The 17,745-nt window shown below is 53.7% G+C and carries 11 protein-coding genes, 2 tRNA genes and 3 rRNA genes; 3 read left to right on the forward strand and 13 right to left on the reverse strand.

Features of this window, described 5'->3' with window-relative positions; genetic code table 11:
- Positions 1–50: 50 nt before the first annotated feature.
- The 9 genes from rrf to pepQ all read right to left on the reverse strand — a co-directional run bounded on the left by rrf (position 51) and on the right by pepQ (position 9,505).
- Positions 51–166, reverse strand: a 5S ribosomal RNA gene (gene rrf, locus ACT9TW_RS04130).
- A 71-nt stretch (positions 167–237) separates the two neighbouring features.
- A 23S ribosomal RNA gene (locus ACT9TW_RS04135) occupies positions 238–3,143 on the reverse strand.
- Between the two features lie 180 nt (positions 3,144–3,323).
- A tRNA-Ala gene (locus ACT9TW_RS04140) sits at positions 3,324–3,399 on the reverse strand.
- 38 nt (positions 3,400–3,437) lie between these two features.
- Positions 3,438–3,514, reverse strand: a tRNA-Ile gene (locus ACT9TW_RS04145).
- Positions 3,515–3,584: 70 nt separating this feature from the next.
- Positions 3,585–5,124 (reverse strand): 16S ribosomal RNA (locus ACT9TW_RS04150).
- Together the 16S, 23S and 5S rRNA genes with 2 tRNA genes alongside form the textbook arrangement of a ribosomal RNA operon.
- Before the next feature lie 386 nt (positions 5,125–5,510).
- Positions 5,511–6,056: a menaquinone-dependent protoporphyrinogen IX dehydrogenase gene (gene hemG, locus ACT9TW_RS04155; protein WP_182062909.1), complete on the reverse strand. Its 546-nt coding sequence runs from the start codon at positions 6,054–6,056 to the stop codon at positions 5,511–5,513.
- Between the two features lie 11 nt (positions 6,057–6,067).
- Positions 6,068–7,519, reverse strand: coding sequence for a Trk system potassium transporter TrkH (trkH, locus tag ACT9TW_RS04160; protein WP_182062910.1), 1,452 nt, complete (start codon positions 7,517–7,519; stop codon positions 6,068–6,070).
- 40 nt (positions 7,520–7,559) lie between these two features.
- The gene (locus tag ACT9TW_RS04165; protein ID WP_182062911.1) at positions 7,560–8,174 is read right to left on the reverse strand and encodes an IMPACT family protein; all 615 of its coding nucleotides are present in this window, start codon (positions 8,172–8,174) and stop codon (positions 7,560–7,562) included.
- A complete protein-coding gene (gene pepQ / locus ACT9TW_RS04170; RefSeq protein WP_182063490.1) occupies positions 8,174–9,505 on the reverse strand; it encodes a Xaa-Pro dipeptidase in 1,332 nt (443 codons plus the stop codon). The genes ACT9TW_RS04165 and pepQ overlap by 1 nt, the downstream gene beginning before the upstream one ends.
- 190 nt (positions 9,506–9,695) lie before the next feature.
- Here pepQ and fadB point away from each other — a divergent pair, with 190 nt between their 5' ends.
- Both fadB and fadA read left to right on the forward strand, forming a co-directional pair.
- The gene (fadB, locus tag ACT9TW_RS04175; protein WP_446491734.1) at positions 9,696–11,885 is read left to right on the forward strand and encodes a fatty acid oxidation complex subunit alpha FadB; all 2,190 of its coding nucleotides are present in this window, start codon (positions 9,696–9,698) and stop codon (positions 11,883–11,885) included.
- 9 nt (positions 11,886–11,894) lie between these two features.
- Positions 11,895–13,058, forward strand: a complete 1,164-nt coding sequence (gene fadA / locus ACT9TW_RS04180) for an acetyl-CoA C-acyltransferase FadA (protein WP_446491735.1) — start codon at positions 11,895–11,897, stop codon at positions 13,056–13,058.
- Between the two features lie 192 nt (positions 13,059–13,250).
- Here fadA and fre read toward each other — a convergent pair whose 3' ends face one another.
- Both fre and ubiD read right to left on the reverse strand, forming a co-directional pair.
- Entirely contained in the window at positions 13,251–13,952 is a 702-nt protein-coding gene (gene fre / locus ACT9TW_RS04185; RefSeq protein ID WP_014072244.1) for an NAD(P)H-flavin reductase, read from the reverse strand.
- Between the two features lie 30 nt (positions 13,953–13,982).
- Complete coding sequence (gene ubiD, locus ACT9TW_RS04190) at positions 13,983–15,488, reverse strand: 4-hydroxy-3-polyprenylbenzoate decarboxylase (protein ID WP_446491736.1); 1,506 nt, start codon at positions 15,486–15,488, stop codon at positions 13,983–13,985.
- Positions 15,489–15,658: 170 nt separating this feature from the next.
- Here ubiD and rfaH point away from each other — a divergent pair, with 170 nt between their 5' ends.
- Positions 15,659–16,150, forward strand: a complete 492-nt coding sequence (gene rfaH, locus ACT9TW_RS04195; RefSeq protein ID WP_182062915.1) for a transcription/translation regulatory transformer protein RfaH — start codon at positions 15,659–15,661, stop codon at positions 16,148–16,150.
- On the opposite strand, the gene tatD is transcribed toward rfaH, so the two are convergent.
- Both tatD and tatC read right to left on the reverse strand, forming a co-directional pair.
- Positions 16,147–16,929: a 3'-5' ssDNA/RNA exonuclease TatD gene (gene tatD, locus ACT9TW_RS04200; RefSeq protein WP_446491737.1), complete on the reverse strand. Its 783-nt coding sequence runs from the start codon at positions 16,927–16,929 to the stop codon at positions 16,147–16,149. The genes rfaH and tatD overlap by 4 nt on opposite strands.
- Positions 16,930–16,970: 41 nt before the next feature.
- Positions 16,971–17,744: a Sec-independent protein translocase subunit TatC gene (gene tatC / locus ACT9TW_RS04205; protein WP_166718575.1), complete on the reverse strand. Its 774-nt coding sequence runs from the start codon at positions 17,742–17,744 to the stop codon at positions 16,971–16,973.
- Position 17,745: the final 1 nt, after the last annotated feature.

Genomic DNA, 17,745 nt, shown 5'->3' on the forward strand with positions numbered 1-17,745 from the left:
GAAAAACGCAAAAAGGCCATCCTTGCGGATGGCCTCTTCACTTAATTGATGCCTGGCAGTTCCCTACTCTCACATGGGGAGACCCCACACTACCATCGGCGCTACGGCGTTTCACTTCTGAGTTCGGCATGGGGTCAGGTGGGACCACCGCGCTAAAGCCGCCAGGCAAATTCTGTTAATCTGTATCAAAGCTGAAAATATTCTGTCTCTCAACCGCCGAAACAGCTTCGGCGTTGTAAGGTTAAGCCTCACGGTTCATTAGTATCGGTTAGCTCAACGTATCGCTACGCTTACACACCCGACCTATCAACGTCGTAGTCTTCAACGTTCCTTCAGGACCCTTAAAGGGTCAGGGAGAACTCATCTCGGGGCAAGTTTCGTGCTTAGATGCTTTCAGCACTTATCTTTTCCGCATTTAGCTACCGGGCAATGCCATTGGCATGACAACCCGAACACCAGTGATGCGTCCACTCCGGTCCTCTCGTACTAGGAGCAGCCCCCCTCAATTCTCCAGCGCCCACGGCAGATAGGGACCGAACTGTCTCACGACGTTCTAAACCCAGCTCGCGTACCACTTTAAACGGCGAACAGCCGTACCCTTGGGACCTACTTCAGCCCCAGGATGTGATGAGCCGACATCGAGGTGCCAAACACCGCCGTCGATATGAACTCTTGGGCGGTATCAGCCTGTTATCCCCGGAGTACCTTTTATCCGTTGAGCGATGGCCCTTCCATTCAGAACCACCGGATCACTATGACCTGCTTTCGCACCTGCTCGAGCCGTCACTCTCGCAGTCAAGCTAGCTTATGCCATTGCACTAACCTCCTGATGTCCGACCAGGATTAGCTAACCTTCGTGCTCCTCCGTTACTCTTTGGGAGGAGACCGCCCCAGTCAAACTACCCACCAGACACTGTCCGCAACCCGGATTACGGGTCTACGTTAGAACACCAGCCATTAAAGGGTGGTATTTCAAGGTCGGCTCCACGCAGACTGGCGTCCACGCTTCAAAGCCTCCCACCTATCCTACACATCAAGGACCAGTGTTCAGTGTCAAGCTATAGTAAAGGTTCACGGGGTCTTTCCGTCTTGCCGCGGGTACACTGCATCTTCACAGCGAGTTCAATTTCACTGAGTCTCGGGTGGAGACAGCCTGGCCATCATTACGCCATTCGTGCAGGTCGGAACTTACCCGACAAGGAATTTCGCTACCTTAGGACCGTTATAGTTACGGCCGCCGTTTACCGGGGCTTCGATCAAGAGCTTCGCGTTGCCGCTAACCCCATCAATTAACCTTCCGGCACCGGGCAGGCGTCACACCGTATACGTCCACTTTCGTGTTTGCACAGTGCTGTGTTTTTAATAAACAGTTGCAGCCAGCTGGTATCTTCGACTGATTTCAGCTCCACCCGCAGGGGCTTCACCTACACATCAGCGTGCCTTCTCCCGAAGTTACGGCACCATTTTGCCTAGTTCCTTCACCCGAGTTCTCTCAAGCGCCTTGGTATTCTCTACCTGACCACCTGTGTCGGTTTGGGGTACGATTTGATGTTACCTGATGCTTAGAGGCTTTTCCTGGAAGCAGGGCATTTGTTACTTCAGTACCGTAGTACCTCGTCATCACACCTCAGCGTTAAAAAGAGTCCGGATTTACCTAAACTCTCCGCCTACATGCTTAAACCGGGACAACCGTCGCCCGGCTAACATAGCCTTCTCCGTCCCCCCTTCGCAGTAACACCAAGTACAGGAATATTAACCTGTTTCCCATCGACTACGCCTTTCGGCCTCGCCTTAGGGGTCGACTCACCCTGCCCCGATTAACGTTGGACAGGAACCCTTGGTCTTCCGGCGTGCGGGCTTTTCACCCGCATTATCGTTACTTATGTCAGCATTCGCACTTCTGATACCTCCAGCACCCCTCACAGGACACCTTCAACGGCTTACAGAACGCTCCCCTACCCAACAACGCATAAGCGTCGCTGCCGCAGCTTCGGTGCATGGTTTAGCCCCGTTACATCTTCCGCGCAGGCCGACTCGACCAGTGAGCTATTACGCTTTCTTTAAATGATGGCTGCTTCTAAGCCAACATCCTGGCTGTCTGTGCCTTCCCACATCGTTTCCCACTTAACCATGACTTTGGGACCTTAGCTGGCGGTCTGGGTTGTTTCCCTCTTCACGACGGACGTTAGCACCCGCCGTGTGTCTCCCGTGATAACATTCTTCGGTATTCGTAGTTTGCATCGGGTTGGTAAGCCGGGATGGCCCCCTAGCCGAAACAGTGCTCTACCCCCGAAGATGAATTCACGAGGCGCTACCTAAATAGCTTTCGGGGAGAACCAGCTATCTCCCGGTTTGATTGGCCTTTCACCCCCAGCCACAAGTCATCCGCTAATTTTTCAACATTAGTCGGTTCGGTCCTCCAGTTAGTGTTACCCAACCTTCAACCTGCCCATGGCTAGATCACCGGGTTTCGGGTCTATACCCTGCAACTTAACGCCCAGTTAAGACTCGGTTTCCCTTCGGCTCCCCTATACGGTTAACCTTGCTACAGAATATAAGTCGCTGACCCATTATACAAAAGGTACGCAGTCACACCACGAAGGTGCTCCCACTGCTTGTACGTACACGGTTTCAGGTTCTTTTTCACTCCCCTCGCCGGGGTTCTTTTCGCCTTTCCCTCACGGTACTGGTTCACTATCGGTCAGTCAGGAGTATTTAGCCTTGGAGGATGGTCCCCCCATATTCAGACAGGATACCACGTGTCCCGCCCTACTCTTCGAGTTCACAACCTGTGTGCTTTCGTGTACGGGGCTATCACCCTGTATCGCCGGACTTTCCAGACCGTTCCACTAACACACAAGCTGATTCAGACTCTGGGCTGCTCCCCGTTCGCTCGCCGCTACTGGGGGAATCTCGGTTGATTTCTTTTCCTCGGGGTACTTAGATGTTTCAGTTCCCCCGGTTCGCTTCGTTAAGCTATGTATTCACTTAACGATAGTGTGTCGGAACACACTGGGTTTCCCCATTCGGAAATCGCCGGGTCAAAGGTTCATATCACCTCGCCGGCGCTTATCGCAGATTAGCACGTCCTTCATCGCCTCTGACTGCCAGGGCATCCACCGTGTACGCTTAGTCGCTTAACCTCACAACCCGAAGATGTTTCTTTCGATTCATCATCAAATTGCGAAAATTTGAGAGACTCGAACACACCACTTAAGGTGTGTCGTTTCAATTTTCAGCTTGATCCAGATTTTTAAAGAGCAAAACTTCGCAGTGAACCTTTTCAGGTACACTCTGAAGTTTTCTTGTTTTCGCAGTAAAGATGGTGGAGCTATGCGGGATCGAACCGCAGACCTCCTGCGTGCAAGGCAGGCGCTCTCCCAGCTGAGCTATAGCCCCATCGTATTGCCAACCTCTTCAAATTTGCATCGCAAATTTGGTAGGCCTGAGTGGACTTGAACCACCGACCTCACCCTTATCAGGGGTGCGCTCTAACCACCTGAGCTACAAGCCTGTAGAGGTTTTTTACTGCTATTTTTCATCAGACAATCTGTGTGAGCACTACAAAGGCAGGTTCTTTAAGGTAAGGAGGTGATCCAACCGCAGGTTCCCCTACGGTTACCTTGTTACGACTTCACCCCAGTCATGAATCACAAAGTGGTAAGCGCCCTCCCGAAGGTTAAGCTACCTACTTCTTTTGCAACCCACTCCCATGGTGTGACGGGCGGTGTGTACAAGGCCCGGGAACGTATTCACCGTAGCATTCTGATCTACGATTACTAGCGATTCCGACTTCATGGAGTCGAGTTGCAGACTCCAATCCGGACTACGACATACTTTATGAGGTCCGCTTGCTCTCGCGAGGTCGCTTCTCTTTGTATATGCCATTGTAGCACGTGTGTAGCCCTACTCGTAAGGGCCATGATGACTTGACGTCATCCCCACCTTCCTCCAGTTTATCACTGGCAGTCTCCTTTGAGTTCCCGGCCGAACCGCTGGCAACAAAGGATAAGGGTTGCGCTCGTTGCGGGACTTAACCCAACATTTCACAACACGAGCTGACGACAGCCATGCAGCACCTGTCTCAGAGTTCCCGAAGGCACCAAAGCATCTCTGCTAAGTTCTCTGGATGTCAAGAGTAGGTAAGGTTCTTCGCGTTGCATCGAATTAAACCACATGCTCCACCGCTTGTGCGGGCCCCCGTCAATTCATTTGAGTTTTAACCTTGCGGCCGTACTCCCCAGGCGGTCGACTTAACGCGTTAGCTCCGGAAGCCACTCCTCAAGGGAACAACCTCCAAGTCGACATCGTTTACGGCGTGGACTACCAGGGTATCTAATCCTGTTTGCTCCCCACGCTTTCGCACCTGAGCGTCAGTCTTTGTCCAGGGGGCCGCCTTCGCCACCGGTATTCCTCCAGATCTCTACGCATTTCACCGCTACACCTGGAATTCTACCCCCCTCTACAAGACTCTAGCCTGCCAGTTTCGAATGCAGTTCCCAGGTTGAGCCCGGGGATTTCACATCCGACTTGACAGACCGCCTGCGTGCGCTTTACGCCCAGTAATTCCGATTAACGCTTGCACCCTCCGTATTACCGCGGCTGCTGGCACGGAGTTAGCCGGTGCTTCTTCTGCGAGTAACGTCAATCACTAAGGTTATTAACCTTAATGCCTTCCTCCTCGCTGAAAGTACTTTACAACCCGAAGGCCTTCTTCATACACGCGGCATGGCTGCATCAGGCTTGCGCCCATTGTGCAATATTCCCCACTGCTGCCTCCCGTAGGAGTCTGGACCGTGTCTCAGTTCCAGTGTGGCTGGTCATCCTCTCAGACCAGCTAGGGATCGTCGCCTAGGTGAGCCGTTACCCCACCTACTAGCTAATCCCATCTGGGCACATCTGATGGCAAGAGGCCCGAAGGTCCCCCTCTTTGGTCTTGCGACGTTATGCGGTATTAGCTACCGTTTCCAGTAGTTATCCCCCTCCATCAGGCAGTTTCCCAGACATTACTCACCCGTCCGCCGCTCGTCACCCAGGAGCAAGCTCCCTGTGTTACCGCTCGACTTGCATGTGTTAGGCCTGCCGCCAGCGTTCAATCTGAGCCATGATCAAACTCTTCAATTTAAGTTTGATGCTCGTGAATTAAACTTCGTAATGAATTACGTATGTTCACTCAGAGACTTGGTATTCATTTATCGTCTTGCGACGTTAAGAATCCATGTCACTTTGAGTGCCCACACAGATTGTCTGATAAATTGTTAAAGAGCAGTGCCGCTTCGTTTTCGCTGCGGCGCGGGGTGTGCATATTACGCTTTCCCGCTACAGAGTCAAGCATTTATTTTCGCTTTTCTCCGGGATTCTTCAGCGGCTTTCGCCGGAGAACCCTGCTGACCCGGCGGCTTGCTTGCCGTTGTTCCGTGTCAGTGGAGGCGCATTATAGGGAGTTATTCTGAAGTGACAAGCATAAAATTCAAAAAACTTTTCGTTCGCTCACTTTTCAAACTTTGCGCTTATTTTACCTTCGAATTGACCGTTAATTGTGCGATTTCACGCGCAAAACTGGCAACCTGCGCCCAGTCGGTATAGACCACTTCTTTACGGGTATCCGTTTCACCGCCAGTCATCTTCATAATTAGACGGATCATAAAGCGGTCATACCAGCGATAACGTGGGTAACGCAGCGCACCGGCGAATACGGCACACAGATCTGGCTGCCACGGAGAGCCCAGCAAAAACTTACGCGTGTAGCTGTTCGTCTGTGGTGTGCGTTTCTCAGCTTTACGCGCAACCAGGTTTACGGAATAGAAAGCGCCCGGCAATGCATTCAGCACCGCCGTATGCTTTTTCACAAAGCTATCCAACGCAGGATGGAAATGCCCGTAACGAATAGACGCTCCAATGACCACGCGATCGTAGTCTTGCCAGCTAATCTCTTCTGTACGGTTCAGGTTCACGACATCTGCGTAAACCCCCAGCTCTTTTAATTCAGAAGCCAGATAAGAGGCAATCTCACGCGTTTGCCCGTCACGTGTGGAGAATAGAATAAGTGTTTTCAACAATGACTCCCTTACTCGCGCCAGAATGTTGGGGTAAACAGCACCAGCAGCGTAAAGACCTCAAGACGCCCGAACAACATGTTGGCAATTAAGATCCATTTTGCCACCGGGTTCATACTGGCAAAGTTATCCGCCACTACGCCCAGCCCTGGCCCCAGGTTATTAAGCGTTGCCACCACGGACGCGAATGCAGAGAAATCATCCACACCGGTTGCAATAATGGCGAGCATACTGACGATAAAGACCAGCGCATAGGCAGAGAAGAACCCCCACACCGCTTCGAGGATACGTTCCGGTAGCGCGCGGTTCCCCAGTTTGATGCTGTAAACCGCGTTCGGGTGCACCAGGCGTTTCAGCTCACGGTTCCCCTGCTTAAACAGCAGCAGGATACGAATGACCTTCAGACCACCGCCCGTAGACCCGGCACAACCACCAATAAATGCAGAACAGAGCAACAGCACAGGCAGGAACAACGGCCAGCGCGCAATGCTGTCGGTTGTGAAGCCCGCCGTTGTCGCCATCGATACAACCTGGAAGAAGGCCTGATTGAGCGTGGTGATTGCCGAGTTATAGACATCATGAAGCCACAGCACCAGGGTGCAGATGACGACCAGGGTAAGCTGGACGCCAATAAACATGCGGAATTCCGGGTCGCGCCAGTAGACCTTCAGGCTACGCCCGCTCAGTAAAGAGAAGTGCAAACCATAGTTACAACCGGAGATCAGCAGGAAGATGGCAATAATGGTGTTGATTGTCGGGCTGTCGAAGTAGCCCACACTGGCGTCATGCGTAGAGAAACCGCCAATGGCGATTGTGGCAAAGCTATGGCCAATGGCATCAAAGGCAGGCATCCCGGCAAACCACAGCGCCAGTGCGCAGGCAATCGTCAGTAAGACGTAGATAAGCCACAGCGTTTTCGCCGTTTCGGCAATACGTGGGCGCATCTTATTATCTTTCAGCGGACCAGGCATTTCGGCGCGATACAACTGCATCCCACCGACACCCAGAATCGGCAGAATGGCCACGGCCAGGACAATGATCCCCATGCCGCCGAACCATTGCAGCATTTGCCGGTAGAAGAGAATAGCGTGAGGTAATGAATCCAGCCCCACCAGCGTGGTTGCCCCGGTGGTGGTTAAGCCTGAGAACGATTCAAAGAAAGCGTCCGTGATGGTCAGATTCGGTTGCTCAGCAAAGATGAAAGGTAGCGCACCCACGCTCCCCAGCACCGTCCAGAACAAGACGACAATCAAAAACCCTTCGCGGGATTTCAGTTCACCTTTCTCACGACGGTTAGGCCACCAGAGCATCGAACCGATCATCAATGCGACAAAGAACGTCTGGGTAAACGCACGCCCCGCACCGTCCCGGTAGATAAGTGCCACCAGTCCAGGGAGAATCATCGTCCCGGAAAAGAGTATGACCAGCAGTCCAACGATTCGGGTAATGGCACGAAAATGCATCTCTGCCGCTTCCTTAGGTATTCAAAAAGTAAGGTGGGGATTATTCTTCAATCGGCAGCAATTGCAACGAACCACGACTAAAATCAGCCAGCTTTGCTGAAAAAGCATCCAGTTCTGCCTGAGGAAGCGCCACACGCAACTGTACTGTCGCCTGGTAATCACTGCGCGTAATCACGCCATTAAATTGCTTTAGCAGGGTTTCGATACCCGATAACTGAGCGTAATCGCACAGCAAAGTATATTCGGTGAGTGGCGTTTTGCGGGTTGTTATCAGCAGATGAAGTGCCTGTTGAACGCCGCCACCGTAGGCTTTAACCAGCCCACCCGTTCCGAGCAAAATGCCGCCATAGTAGCGAACCACTACAGCGGTTATCTCTCCCACACCACTTCCCATTAACTGAGAAAGCATGGGCTTACCGGCAGTGCCTGCCGGTTCACCATCATCAGAAAATCCCAGTTGCTGCGAGTCATCCGGTGGCCCGGCCACCCACGCGACACAGTGGTGACGCGCATCAGGGTGTTGTGCGCGAACGGATTCCACAAACGCCTTTGCCGCCTCTACGCCGTCGGTGTGTGCCAACAGCGTAATAAAACGGCTTTTCTTGATTTCCTCAACAAAGGTGACCGGTTCCGCCGGTATCAGCCAGCTTTCCATCAGGCCAGTTTCAGATCTCGCGTCATGTTCTCGACACCGTTTTCGTGGATAACCACGTTATCTTCGATACGAATACCGCCAAACAGTTTCAGCGCTTCAATTTTTTCCCAGTTGAAGTGCTTGCTGAACTGGCCTTCACGCCACGGCGCCAACAGGGATTCGATAAAGTAGATACCCGGTTCAATGGTCAACACCATACGCGGCTCGATAATACGCGTGCAGCGCAGATAAGGATATTTAGACGGTGCCGCCAGATGTGTGCCCGTGTCATCCTGCATGAAGCCTGCGACATCATGAACCTGAAGACCCAGCGGGTGACCAATACCGTGCGGCATGAATGGCCCGGTCAGGTTGTTTTCCACCATCGCTTCTTCGCTCATATCCTTCACAATCTGGTGCTTACGCAGCAGTTTTGCGATGCGCTGATGGAACTGGATGTGGTAATCCACATAGCTGGTTCCCGCTTTCATGGTGCTGATAAGCGCCAGTTGCTCGTCATTTACGTCTTTGATCAGATGTGCAAAATCGGTATCACCGTTGGCGGCCCAGGTACGGGTCAGGTCAGCGGCATAGCCGTTGTACTCAGCGCCCGCATCCAGCAGGAAGCTGCGCATCTCAGACGGAACATGATGATCCAGTTTGGTGTAGTGCAGAACGGACGCGTGTTCATTCAGCGCCACGATGTTGCTGTACGGCACATCGGTATCACGATGACCGGTTGCCGTCAGGTATGCCTGGTTAATATCGAACTCGCTCATGTCAGACAGGAACGCTTCATGCGCAGCACGGTGGCCCGTCACCGCTGTTTTTTGCGCTTCACGCATACAGAAGAGTTCGTAATCAGTTTTATAAGCGCGGTAATAGTGCAGATAATCCAGAACCCCTTTCGGATTCAGTTTGTCAGCCGGAATATCCAGGCCCAGCGCACGCTCTGGCACAGGGCCAATATAGGCAATATTGCCACGCGCAGCAGGCAACTGGCTGCCAATCCCGTCGGCTTTCGGCAGCGCGATAACGTCCACTTCTTCGGTCCAGAAGGTCGTTGGCAGCGGCTCAACGTTGTGCCAGTAATCCACCGGCAGATAGAACCACAGCTTCGGCTTGTTCACGCCATCAACCAGCAACCAGCAATTTGGAACCTGTGTCACCGGCACCCAGGCTTTAAACTGCGGGTTGACCTTAAACGGATAAGCATGGTCATCAAGGAAGGTATTCATCAGTTCGCCGGAGTGGATCAGCAGGGCATCCAGCTTAAAACGAGCCAGTACATCGCGGGTACGTTCCTGTAAGGTAACGATATGATTTTTATAGAGCACAGCCAGTGAGTCCATCATTTTTCCTTTCGTTTTTTCGACCTCAAGTCTTCGCATCTTAGCACACCTGCCCTCACCTGCGTGATTTCCACCGAGCGTGATCAATGCAGCAATTTTTTAATGAGTGATTTGCATTTTATTAACATAAATTCCACACTCCGTCTCATCTGGTATGACCAGATCCAATTGCTGGATTCAGGAGACTGACATGCTCTACAAAGGCGACACCCTGTACCTCAACTGGCTGGAAGATGGCATTGCCGAACTGGTGTTCGATGCCCCCGGCTCAGTGAACAAGCTCGATACCGCGACGGTGGCCAGTCTTGGCCAGGCGCTGGATGTACTTGAAAAGCAATCTGATTTAAAAGGGCTGCTGCTGCGCTCTAACAAAGCGGCCTTTATTGTCGGTGCCGATATCACCGAATTCTTGTCTCTGTTCCTGGTGCCAGAAGAACAACTGAGCCAGTGGCTGCATTTTGCCAACAGCGTGTTTAACCGCCTGGAAGATTTACCTGTTCCGACGATCTCCGCCGTTAACGGCTACGCGTTGGGCGGTGGCTGCGAATGTGTGCTGGCCACCGATTATCGTCTGGCGACACCTGACCTGCGTATCGGCCTGCCTGAAACTAAGCTGGGCATCATGCCGGGCTTTGGTGGCTCTGTACGTATGCCACGCATGCTGGGTGCCGATAGCGCCCTGGAAATTATTGCTGCGGGCAAAGATGTCGGCGCGGAACAAGCACAGAAAATTGGCCTGGTAGATGGCGTCGTTAAGCCAGAAAAACTGGTTGAAGGTGCTATCGCTATTCTGCGTCAGGCGATTAATGGCGATCTCGACTGGAAAGCGAAACGCCAGCCGAAGCTTGAACCCTTAAAGCTCAGCAAAATTGAAGCAGCCATGAGTTTCACCATTGCCAAAGGCATGGTGATGCAGACCGCAGGTAAACACTACCCGGCACCTATCACGGCGGTAAAAACCATTGAAGCCGCTGCCCGCTTTGGCCGGGAAGAGGCACTTAAATTAGAAAACCAGAGCTTCGTTCCGCTGGCGCATACCAACGAAGCGCGCGCTCTGGTGGGCATCTTCCTGAACGACCAGTTCGTTAAAGGAAAAGCCAAACAGCTGACCAAAAACGTCGAAACCCCGAAACACGCGGCGGTACTGGGCGCAGGCATTATGGGTGGCGGTATCGCCTGGCAGTCGGCCTGGAAAGGCGTGCCGGTAGTGATGAAAGACATCAGCGAAAAATCCCTGACGCTGGGCATGACCGAAGCGGCCAAATTGCTCAACAAGCAGCTTGAGCGCGGCAAGATTGATGGTCTGAAACTGGCGGGTGTGATCTCCACTATCCAGCCAACCCTGGAATACAGCGGTTTCGATCGCGTTGACGTGGTTGTCGAAGCCGTTGTTGAGAACCCAAAAGTTAAAAAAGCGGTCCTGGCAGAAACGGAAGATAAGGTTCGCCCGGATACAGTTCTGGCGTCGAACACCTCTACCATCCCGATTAGCGAACTGGCAAGCGTACTGAAGCGCCCGGAAAACTTCTGTGGTATGCACTTCTTTAACCCGGTTCACCGGATGCCGCTGGTTGAAGTCATTCGCGGGGAAAAAACGTCTGATGACACCCTTGCTAAAGTGGTGGCATGGGCCAGCAAAATGGGTAAAACGCCGATCGTGGTGAACGACTGCCCTGGTTTCTTTGTGAACCGCGTGCTGTTCCCTTACTTTGCCGGTTTTAGCCAGCTGCTGCGCGACGGTGCGGATTTCCGCAAAGTCGACAAAGTGATGGAAAAACAGTTCGGCTGGCCGATGGGCCCGGCGTATCTGCTGGATGTAGTCGGTATCGACACGGCGCATCACGCGCAGGCCGTCATGGCCGCGGGCTTCCCGCAGCGCATGAGCAAAGATTATCGCGATGCCATCGACGCCATGTTCGATGCCAACCGTTTTGGCCAGAAAAACGGTCTGGGCTTCTGGCGTTATAAAGAAGACAGCAAAGGTAAGCCGAAGAAAGAAGAAGATGCGGCGGTGGATAGCCTGCTGGCGGACGTCAGTGCGCCAAAACGCGACTTCACCGACGAGGAGATTATCGCTCGCATGATGATCCCAATGGTTAACGAAGTGGTGCGTTGCCTGGAAGAAGGCATCATCGCAAGCCCGGCAGAAGCGGATATGGCGCTGGTCTATGGCCTCGGCTTCCCTCCGTTCCACGGCGGTGCGTTCCGCTGGCTGGATACGCTTGGCAGCGCGAAGTACCTCGATATGGCCCAGCAGTATCAGCACCTCGGCCCGCTTTATGCCGTGCCGGAAGGTCTGCGCAATAAAGCGCGCCATAACGAACCCTACTATCCAGCAGTTGAGCCTGCCCGTCCGGTTGGCGAGCTGAAAACGGCTTAAGGAGTCACAATGGAAAAGGTTGTCATTGTCGATGCAATTCGCACCCCGATGGGCCGTTCAAAAGGCGGCGCATTCCGTAACGTTCGCGCGGAAGATCTCTCCGCGCACCTGATGCGTAGCCTGCTGGCGCGTAATCCGGCGCTGGATCCCACCGCGCTGGACGATATCTACTGGGGCTGCGTGCAGCAAACCCTGGAACAAGGTTTTAACATCGCCCGTAACGCAGCATTGCTGGCTGAAATCCCACATTCTGTACCGGCGGTAACCGTTAACCGCCTGTGTGGCTCGTCAATGCAGGCGCTGCACGATGCTGCCCGTATGATCATGACCGGCGATGCGCAGGCTTGCATGATTGGTGGCGTGGAGCATATGGGTCATGTGCCGATGAGCCACGGGGTCGATTTCCACCCGGGCATGAGCCGTAACGTGGCGAAAGCGGCGGGCATGATGGGGCTGACTGCCGAGATGCTCTCGCGAATGCACGGCATTAGCCGTGAAATGCAGGACGCCTTCGCTGCGCGCTCTCACGCCCGCGCCTGGGCCGCCACGCAGTCTGGCGCATTTAAAAACGAGATTGTCCCAACCGGTGGGCATGACGCTGACGGCGTACTGAAGCAGTTCAGCTACGACGAAGTGATCCGCCCGGAAACCACGGTCGAGGCACTTTCCACACTGCGTCCGGCATTTGATCCGGTCACAGGCACGGTAACCGCCGGCACATCTTCTGCCCTTTCCGACGGTGCCGCCGCGATGCTGGTGATGAGCGAAAGCCGCGCCCGCGAATTAGGCCTGACGCCACGTGCGCGTATTCGTTCAATGGCAGTGGTCGGCTGTGATCCGTCGATTATGGGTTATGGCCCGGTTCCGGCCTCGAAACTGGCGCTGAAAAAAGCGGGATTAACCGCCAGCGATATCGACCTGTTCGAGATGAACGAAGCCTTTGCCGCACAGATCCTGCCGTGCATTAAAGATCTGGGGCTGATGGACAAGATCGACGAGAAGATTAACCTCAACGGCGGCGCGATCGCACTCGGTCACCCGCTGGGTTGTTCCGGTGCACGTATCAGCACTACCCTGATTAACCTGATGGAACGCCAGGATGCCCAGTTTGGTCTGGCAACCATGTGTATCGGCTTGGGTCAGGGGATCGCGACGGTGTTTGAGAGGGTGTAATTGAAAAGATAATTCCCCTAAATCATTCGCGCTGCATCGCGGCGGCAACTGAGCGAATCCCCGGGAGCATAGTTAACTATGTGACCGGGGTGAGCGAAGGCAGCCAACAAAGAGGCAGCGTGAATGATGACGGGGAAAGGTTTAGTTGCCGTTCTTCCCGCCTGTCAGGGGCGGGTTTTTTATTTCGTTTATTTAGATAAACGCAAATGCATCGCCGAACAGGCGGTCTTCACGCGCACCACGTTCGTTACAGAACAGGTCACGGGCAATTTTCGCCATCTCAAAACGACCCGCGATATAGATATCGTGCTCCGCCAGCGTGCCGTAATCCTGCAATACTGCCGTCAGCACCGTACCGCTGCGCCCACGCCAGCCCTCTTCAGGCTGCTCGACAACCGGCTCAATACGCAGGTTCGGGTGGTTAATGCTCAGTGCTTCCAGCTCGGACAGATCGTAGAGATGTTTCTCTTCGCGACCCCCCCAGTAGATGGTGATATCACGGTCTGGATTGCGCGCGAGTGCGGTCAACAGAATAGAGCGGGCGTAAGAGAAACCGGTACCGCCCGCAATCAGGATCAGCGGACGGTCTTCGTCTTCACGCAGCCAGGCGTCACCGTGAGGAATATCCACCAGGATTTCGCGCTCTTTCAGAATGCGATCCATCACGGCCATCGCATACAGGTTAAGCTCTGACGCGCCGATATGAAGCTCGATGAATTCCTGCTCTGCTGGCGTAGAGGCCATAGAGAAAGGACGCTTATCTCGTTCATCCATCACGACCATTAAGTACTGACCAGCGCGGAAAGAGAATGCCGCTTCTGGCACTAAACGGACGCGATATACGGTGTCGGTGATAGCATCTACCGAGGTCACTTTACAGCTTAAGGTTGTCATTCGCTCTCTCTGTCGGGAAGTCTATAGGGCTTAACGGTCAGATTCGGTTTTACCGTTATTCATTATGGCCAGTTCGTCCCAGATCGCGTCAATTCGCGCGGTCACGGCAGGATCTTTTTTGATCGGGCGACCCCATTCACGGTCGGTTTCGCCAGGCCATTTGTTTGTGGCATCCAGTCCCATTTTTGAGCCAAGACCGGAAACCGGCGAGGCAAAATCCAGATAATCAATCGGGGTGTTTTCCACTAACACCGTGTCACGTGCCGGATCCATACGCGTGGTGATGGCCCAGATAACGTCATTCCAGTCGCGGGCATTGACGTCATCATCACAGACAATAACAAACTTGGTATACATAAACTGGCGCAGGAACGACCATACGCCCATCATCACGCGTTTAGCGTGACCCGCATATTGCTTCTTCATTGTGACCACCGCCAGGCGATAAGAACACCCTTCCGGCGGCAGATAGAAATCAACAATTTCCGGGAACTGCTTTTGCAAAATAGGCACGAATACTTCGTTCAGCGCTACGCCCAGAACGGCCGGTTCATCCGGTGGACGGCCGGTATACGTCGAGTGATAAATAGCATCTTCACGCTGGGTGATGTGGGTAACGGTAAACACCGGGAAGTTATCGACTTCATTGTAATAACCCGTGTGATCGCCATATGGCCCTTCCGGTGCCATTTCACCCTGCTCAATGTAACCTTCCAGCACAATTTCCGCACTGGCCGGTACTTCCAGGTCATTGGAAATACACTTCACCACTTCGGTTTTGGTGCCGCGCAGCAAGCCTGCGAACGCGTACTCAGAAAGCGTATCAGGAACAGGCGTAACCGCACCCAGGATGGTCGCCGGATCGGCGCCCAGGGCAACAGACACCGGGAAACGCTCGCCTGGGTGTTCAGCACACCACTCCTGGAAATCCAGCGCGCCGCCGCGATGCGACAGCCAGCGCATAATCAGCTTGTTTTTACCAATCAGCTGCTGGCGATAAATGCCGAGGTTTTGCCGCTCTTTGTACGGGCCACGCGTAACGGTCAGTCCCCAGGTAATAAGCGGCGCAGCATCTTCCGGCCAGCACTGCATAATAGGGATTTTAGTCAGATCAACCGCCTCACCTTCCAGCACTTTTTGCTGGCACGGCGCACCGCGCAGACGTTTGGTTGGCATATTCAACACCTGCTTAAATTGCGGCAGTTTGTCGAACAGGTCGCGGAAGCCTTTTGGTGGCTCCGGCTCTTTCAGAAAGGCCAGCAGTTTGCCCACTTCACGTAACGCAGTTACATCCTCTTGCCCCATGCCCAACGCCACACGACGTGGTGTGCCAAACAGATTGCACAGCACCGGCATGGAGTAGCCTTTTGGGTTTTCAAATAACAGCGCAGGGCCACCGGCACGCAGGGTGCGGTCAGCAATTTCTGTCATTTCCAGATAAGGATCAACAGGAAGTGTAATGCGTTTGAGTTCGCCCTGCTTTTCCAGCAGCGCCAGGAAGTCGCGTAGATCGTGGTATTTCATGCAGTTAGTCATGGCCTCTCTGTAAGCGCTTCATTATACGGCGTAAGACTGCGTGATGCTGTAATTTTGTTAAATTAGCGTGAAGTTCCGCGTCTTACTCCACTTTCGGCCATTATAATCAACTTAGCGATCGCGCCAGGGTTTTGATATGCTTGCGCCCCGAACTAAGGGAAAGAGTGATTATGCAGGCCTGGTATTTACTGTATTGCAAACGCGGGCAGCTTCAGCGCGCGCAGGAACATCTTGAACGTCAGTCAGTGCATTGCCTGACGCCGGTGATCACGCTTGAAAAAATGCAGCGTGGGAAACGTGCGATGGTCAGCGAACCTCTTTTCCCGAACTATCTGTTCGTCGAGTTCGACCCGGAAGTGATCCACACCACCACCATCAGCGCCACGCGTGGCGTCAGCCACTTTGTGCGTTTTGGCGCGCACCCGGCAAGAGTTCCGTCAACGGTCATTCACCAGCTTTCGGTCTACCAGCAACCTGAAGATATCACCGATCCAGAAACGCCTTACACCGGCGATGACGTGGTGATCACCGAAGGTGCATTTGAAGGGTTACAGGCCATTTTCTCTGAGCCGGACGGCGAAGCACGCTCCATGCTGTTGCTCAATTTGTTGAACAAGCAAGTGCTTCAGAGCGTCAAAAACACCGATTTTCGCAAAATTTAAAACTGCACGCCGAACAGGCGGCGCACGTTGTCATCCGTTTGTTCCGCCAGCCACTGTGGTTCTTCTCTACGCCAGCGTGCGACGCTTTCAACAATATGCCCCAGGAATGCCGGTTCGTTACGCCGTGAAGACGGTTTTGGCGAGAGGTCACGGGGCAAAAGATAAGGCGCGTCCGTTTCAACCAACAGCCGTTCGGCAGGAATAACAGGCAACAACTCTCGCAGCTCCAGGCCACGCCGTTCATCGCAGACCCAACCCGTGATCCCCAGATATAACCCTCGGTTCAGGCAATCCAGCGCTTCCTGTCGGGAGCCGGTAAAACAGTGCAGTACCGCGCCGGGCAGTTTATCCAGCCAGGGTTCGAGCAGCGCCAGAAAACGTTCGTGAGCATCACGGCAGTGCATAAATACCGGCATTCCCAGGTCTGCCGCCAGCGCAAGCTGAGCGGTAAAGGCGCGTTCTTGTTCAGCGGGGGTGGAAAAGTTGCGGTTGAAATCCAGCCCGCATTCGCCAATCGCCACCACTTCTGGCGTGTTTGCCAGCGCATGAAGGGTTTCGGCGCTCTCTGCATTCCAGGTGCTGCTGTCATGTGGATGCACGCCCGCAGTTGACCAGCAGTGTGGATAATACCGGGCAAGCAGCTGCGCCTGTTCGCTTTCATGCAGGCTGGTTCCCGTCAGCAGCAAGCCTTTCACCCCCGCGGAGAAGGCGCGAGCGACAACGTCATCGCGATCTTTGGCAAACTGAGAGCTGGTGAGGTTAAGGCCGATATCAAACATGTGGTTTCCCATGTAAAAACCGCCCTGACGGGCGGCTGGTTTTACTCTTCAGTGGTCTTGTCTGACTCGTCGTCTTCTTCGCCTTCCTGTGGGCGTCGTTTGCCGACATAGAACCGCGAGAAGAACACACCGACCTCAAACAGACAGTACATCGGTATTGCCAGAAGCGTTTGCGAGAACACATCCGGCGGCGTCAGCAGCATGCCGACCACGAATGCCCCGACCAGAATATACGGGCGTTTCTTACGCAGGTCTTCCGGCGTGGTCACGCCGACCCAGCACAGCAGCACAATCGCCACCGGGACTTCAAACGCCACGCCAAACGCCATAAACAGCGCCATGACAAAGCTGAGGTAGCTGGCGATATCCGTCGATACCTGCACCCCTTCCGGCGCAGTATGCGTCAGGAAGCCAAAGGCCAGAGGGAAGACAACGAAATAAGCAAACGCCATACCGATATAGAACAGCAGCGAACTGGACACCAGCAGCGGGATCACCAGCTTGCGTTCATGTTTGTACAACGCCGGAGCCACAAACGCCCAGACCTGGTACAAAATAACTGGCGCAGACGCAATCAGCGATACCCAGAAGGTCAGCTTAATGGGGGTAAAGAACGGCGAAGCAACGTCCGTTGCGATCATCGTTGCACCCAGCGGCATTTGCTTAATCAGCGGCGCAGAAACCACCTGGTAGATATCGTTGGCGAAATAGACCAACCCTAAGAAAATGATGCAAACCGCAATAATGCAGTTCAGCAGGCGCTTGCGCAGTTCAATAAGGTGCGCAATAAGCGGTTGAGTATCATCTACTGCCATG

Source organism: Enterobacter sp. C4G1, assembly GCF_052886895.1.